Genomic DNA, 4,477 nt, shown 5'->3' on the forward strand with positions numbered 1-4,477 from the left:
GAAGCGATGGCAGAGAAGTCCGGAGCCAGCCGCCGGACGGTTATCAACGCCCTGAACCGGGCTTATGCGCTCGGTATCGTGAAGCATACGCCCCGCTATCAATATGACCGCCAGCTTGGAAAGCGGGTGCGGACTTCAAACGCTTACGAGATCGTTTTGTCAGCACTCCAGCAGGTGGCGCAGGCGGCCCGGCACTTCATGCGGACAGTGCGCGATCACCTAAGTGCAAGACCTGCACAGGAACGTCCTTCTTCTTATTCTTTAAGACCGGAAAAGGTCTTTCAACCCCCTCAAATGACCCATTCAGAGATGCTGGAATGGTGTTTGAAAGAGTTCGGACCCATTCAAACCATCTAAGTGCAAGACCTCATCTCCACCTGAGTGCAAAGACAATCAGACCTAAGTGCAAACGCACGTCTGGACGCCCGTAAGGGCGGCCTACGGCGCTCCCGCTCCGCGCTCGCTCCAGACCGGAAACACCCGTTAAATGAGACATAAAAGGCTTATGAAGAAGATCAGACTGCTACTCTGATTTTACCCGTCAAAAGCTGCTGCATCAGAGCTTTCTTCTCCTGACGCAGACGAGCGAGGTCGGATTCAATTGCCGTGATTTCTTCGTCTGCTGTCGTCAGGACGGCGGCGATGGCTTTCTGCTCGGGGGGTGATGGGAGATTAATTTTGATTTGTGAAAAAGCGGACCAACGCAGACTGCCACGTCTATCTACTGAAGAATTGGTAGCTGCAGCGAAAATCTGACGATAGTGATCTGTTTTTAGAACTGCAAAAACAAACAACGGATCAGCGTTTTTGCCCATTGAGAAAACAGTATAAATCGGGCTTACGATTGCATCGTCATGAAGATTTTGTAGTCCTATGGAACCTTCTTCAATGTGATTTGAAGGAAATCCAATCTGATTTCTTGATATGATTTTATATCCTGACAGGTCGTCACTATAAACTTTCTTATTGAAGAAAGATAAAGAATCAACAAATCCTTTTGTTTTAGTGCAGGAAATAACCGGATAATTCTTTCTGTTTTTATTCCGAATGGAAATTTCTTTTGCAATATTGCCAATAGTTGTTTTTTTCCACTCCCCCGAGAACCCCGGCAGTCGTTTTTTGCCTGTGAGAAGTTGCTGCATGAGGGCTTTTTTCTGCTGCTGGCTGTTGGCCAGAAGCTTCTCAGTCCCCTCAATCGCACGATCCCACGTCGAGAGGATCGCCGCGATCTTCTTCTGTTCGGGCAGAGGGGGAAGGAGAATAGGTGTGTGTTCTAGAATTGTTTTATTGATTTTTACCATAGTACCACTGCTTCCAGCGGCATTTTTTTTAATATAGTTTCGAAATGAAACGCTTTTCATCTGAAGCTCTAGGAATGTACTATCGGCTTTCAGAGGATTTGGTCTAAAACGGATCATCAGATCTGGATAAGAGTAGTTCCCATGAACTTCGCGTACCAAAGAAATTCTTCCGACTTTTTCCGGTGTATTTGAGCGGCTAATAAGAAAATCGCCTTGTCTTATCAAGCTGCTGATAACTTCTTTGGTCGGTTCAACAGGTTTAGATTCTAAGAAATTGAGTCTTTCTACGCCAAGAGAACCCAATCCGAGCACCCAATAACCAGTAGGTTTTTCAGTCGCATTGGGTGAATAGCCGTTTTTTACTTTATCTAGCAGAATGGCGGCTAAGGTTGTACGTTTCCACCCATCAGGGAGCATAACCGAGCTCCTTCAGATAAGCGTCCATCTGGGCTTTCAGCGTTCTTATTCTCAATTTAATAGCCGTTTTTGGGGTAATCATTTTTATCGACCTTCGACAATTGTCCATTGAAGGCCTGTCCCTGATGTAGGGGCGCAAATCGTCTGTCCTTTTCTTTGGATGGGTTTGTAGCCTTCAATGCGACACATGCCGAAGGCCTGAATTTCGCCGCTCTGATCCATCTCGTAGGCCATACGCCCTGAAGGTGATGACACGGCCCATTCTGCTAGTCTGTCCCGCTGCTGAGCCTCTTTCTGACCGTCAGCGAGACCTTGAGCGTATCCGCTTCGGTTGCCTTTGATATCTCCCAAAAAGGCCGCGCAGAATACGAGCGCAATGGCCCCAAATCCGCAGGTGATGAGGAGCGTGCGACGATCAGTCTTAATGTAGCTGGTGACGGCCTGTGCTGCTTCCTCAACGCGTTGAGCGGCTCCAGTGCTTTTGGCATTCAGTGCTTCAAACTGTTTTGCCAGGGCGGGCAGCTTACCGGAAATTTCCGAGTAGGATTTGTTGGACCGCTCAACGGTATTCTTCAGATCCTCAAACGCACGAAGTCCGAAATCATCCGTGTCGTCTGGTTCACTCATGCTCAGCCCTCACCTTGCGTTTGTTCTGGCCGAGGGGTTGTGAAGTCATGATCCTGAAAAGCTTTTATGTCCTGCTCCCGTGATAACCGCTTGAGAAGGGCGTCAATCACATTCGAGAAGCGTTCATCACCTTCCGCCGCTTTGAGTAACGCGCCACCCAAGATAATTTTCTGACGATCTTCGATTTTCCGCTTCTGCCTGTTCTCAGCATTGCGGGCATCTTTCAGAGCGTTCCGTGCTTGTTCAAGCCTCTTTTCGGCGTCAAGAATTCTTTGAGATTTTGTTGTCTGTCTTGAATTGGTCATGTTCTGGACACTCCTCTGATTGTAACTCTACCATCAAATGACATTGCCTTCTAACCCTTCATGCCGATAGGTATTAAGGGCGCACTTATGCAAACTCTGCGAGTTTGCGTGCGACAGGGGCGAACCCCTTGCAACCCCATTGTGTCAGCGAGCCGATCCCGTGGCGATCTTCCACCTGTCCGTTAAGACCGTATCGCGTAGCACCGGCAGAAGTGCCGTTGCCGCTGCGGCTTATCGAGCAGGAGACACGCTGACCAACGAACGCGATGGACGCCAGCACGACTATGCCAACAGAACCGGGGTTGATGGTAGTTTCATCATTGCTCCGGCTGGCTGCGAGTGGGCGCATAATCGTTCTGTGTTGTGGAACGCTGCCGAGCAGACCGAGAAGCGTTCCAACTCAGTGACAGCCCGTGAATATGTACTGGCTCTTCCTGCTGAACTGGACGCCAAAGACAGGGCAGACCTTGCACGGTCTTTTGCCTCTGCCGTGGTCAAGCGTTACGGGGTGGCTGCTGATGTTGCTCTTCATGCCCCCAGTGCTGGTGGTGATGACCGGAACTATCACGCTCATATCCTCACCACGACACGGGAGGTCGAGCCGGACGGGCTGGGCAAGAAAACCCGCATACTGGACGCCGCCAAGACGGGTGGGCCGGAGATCGAGAGCCTTAGGGAGTTGTGGGCTATGCAGTGCAACGAAGCATTAGAGCGCCACCAGAAGCCCGCCCGCATTGATCACCGCAGCTATGAGCGGCAGGGCGTGGATATGATGCCGAGCCTCCATATGGGGCCGACGAGTACCACGATAGAGCGCAGGCATCAGGCCGAGCAGGAGCGGCAAGGAGAGCCTTACACGCCCCGGACCTTCAAGGCGCAGGAGAATGCGCGGCGGCGGCGTCTCAACGACCAGGTGCGCGACATGGTGCGTGATCTGGCTGTGACTGTCAGGGAGGTGGCGGCCCATGCCATCGAGGTCAGGAAAAAGGGCGTTCATAGGCTTTTGAACGCCTTAAGGGTGAAGGGGAAGCAGGAGGCGGAAGAACGGGCAAGGCGGGCAGAAGAAGCCCGGAAGCTTGAGGAGGCACATCGGGAGGTCTTGCGGCAACAGGCGATCAGAGAGGCCAGAGAGCGGGCCGTGCACGAATCAAAGGCACGCCTGGAGGAGATGACCAGGAATGTTCAGAGGTTGGCTCCTGACGCCCGTGAAAGTTTCCTTGCCCGTGAATACCCATCCGATCCGTTCAGCCGTGCCTTGAAGGCTCACAGTCACCCTATGGGAAGCACCGGACTTTCTGCCGAAGAGAAGGCCGTCAGAGAACGGCTTCAGGTCTATCAGGAGCAAGAAAAGCGGCAGAAAGCTGAGGTACAACGGGCGCCAGTCCGTGGGCGTGGGCGCGGACGCGGGGGGCCGTCTCGTTCCCGGTCTTTAGATTATGACAGCGGGCCAGATTTCGGAATGTGAGACAGTAGTCAGGCGGAGTGCAAGACCGCTCTGTTATTCTATGCCTTGCCTTTTAGACAGAAAGGGCGAACACTAGCCCCAGAAACGGCGAAAGGCCGGTGCTGATAACACCGACCTTTCAGCTTGACCCGCCAGTACCAGTGGACGGGCCAGCTTTCAGAGAGAACGATACCCCAAAGCGGGTGGTTCCCTCAAGAGAAGATGGTCAGTCCGAGTGAGGATAGACAATGACCATCGCTTCCAAGACTTCCCGCCCCATGACAAAATGGCAGATTATCCGCCGATTTCAGGCCCTTCTTCGGCGTTTTCGGTCGGAAGGTAAGCTGACCCTTGGGGAAGCGCATGCGCTGGCGGTTCTACCG

4 protein-coding genes and 1 pseudogene are annotated in these 4,477 nt (G+C 52.3%); 2 read left to right on the forward strand and 3 right to left on the reverse strand.

Features of this window, described 5'->3' with window-relative positions:
- Positions 1-357: pseudogene (locus AD944_RS16975) on the forward strand (hypothetical protein); the annotation flags it as partial.
- Positions 358-515: 158 nt separating this feature from the next.
- Here the strand turns inward: AD944_RS16975 and AD944_RS01175 are convergent.
- The 3 genes from AD944_RS01175 to AD944_RS01185 form a co-directional block, all read right to left on the reverse strand.
- Entirely contained in the window at positions 516-1,718 is a 1,203-nt protein-coding gene (locus AD944_RS01175; protein WP_061474686.1) for a restriction endonuclease subunit S, read from the reverse strand.
- A gap of 84 nt (positions 1,719-1,802) precedes the next feature.
- A complete protein-coding gene (locus tag AD944_RS01180; RefSeq protein WP_045543207.1) occupies positions 1,803-2,345 on the reverse strand; it encodes a hypothetical protein in 543 nt (180 codons plus the stop codon).
- A gap of 2 nt (positions 2,346-2,347) precedes the next feature.
- Positions 2,348-2,650: a hypothetical protein gene (locus tag AD944_RS01185; RefSeq protein WP_045543206.1), complete on the reverse strand. Its 303-nt coding sequence runs from the start codon at positions 2,648-2,650 to the stop codon at positions 2,348-2,350.
- A 160-nt stretch (positions 2,651-2,810) separates the two neighbouring features.
- Here AD944_RS01185 and mobQ point away from each other — a divergent pair, with 160 nt between their 5' ends.
- A complete protein-coding gene (gene mobQ, locus AD944_RS01190; RefSeq protein ID WP_082741304.1) occupies positions 2,811-4,115 on the forward strand; it encodes a MobQ family relaxase in 1,305 nt (434 codons plus the stop codon).
- Positions 4,116-4,477: the final 362 nt, after the last annotated feature.

Source organism: Acetobacter tropicalis (genome assembly GCF_001580915.1).
GTDB lineage: Bacteria > Pseudomonadota > Alphaproteobacteria > Acetobacterales > Acetobacteraceae > Acetobacter > Acetobacter tropicalis.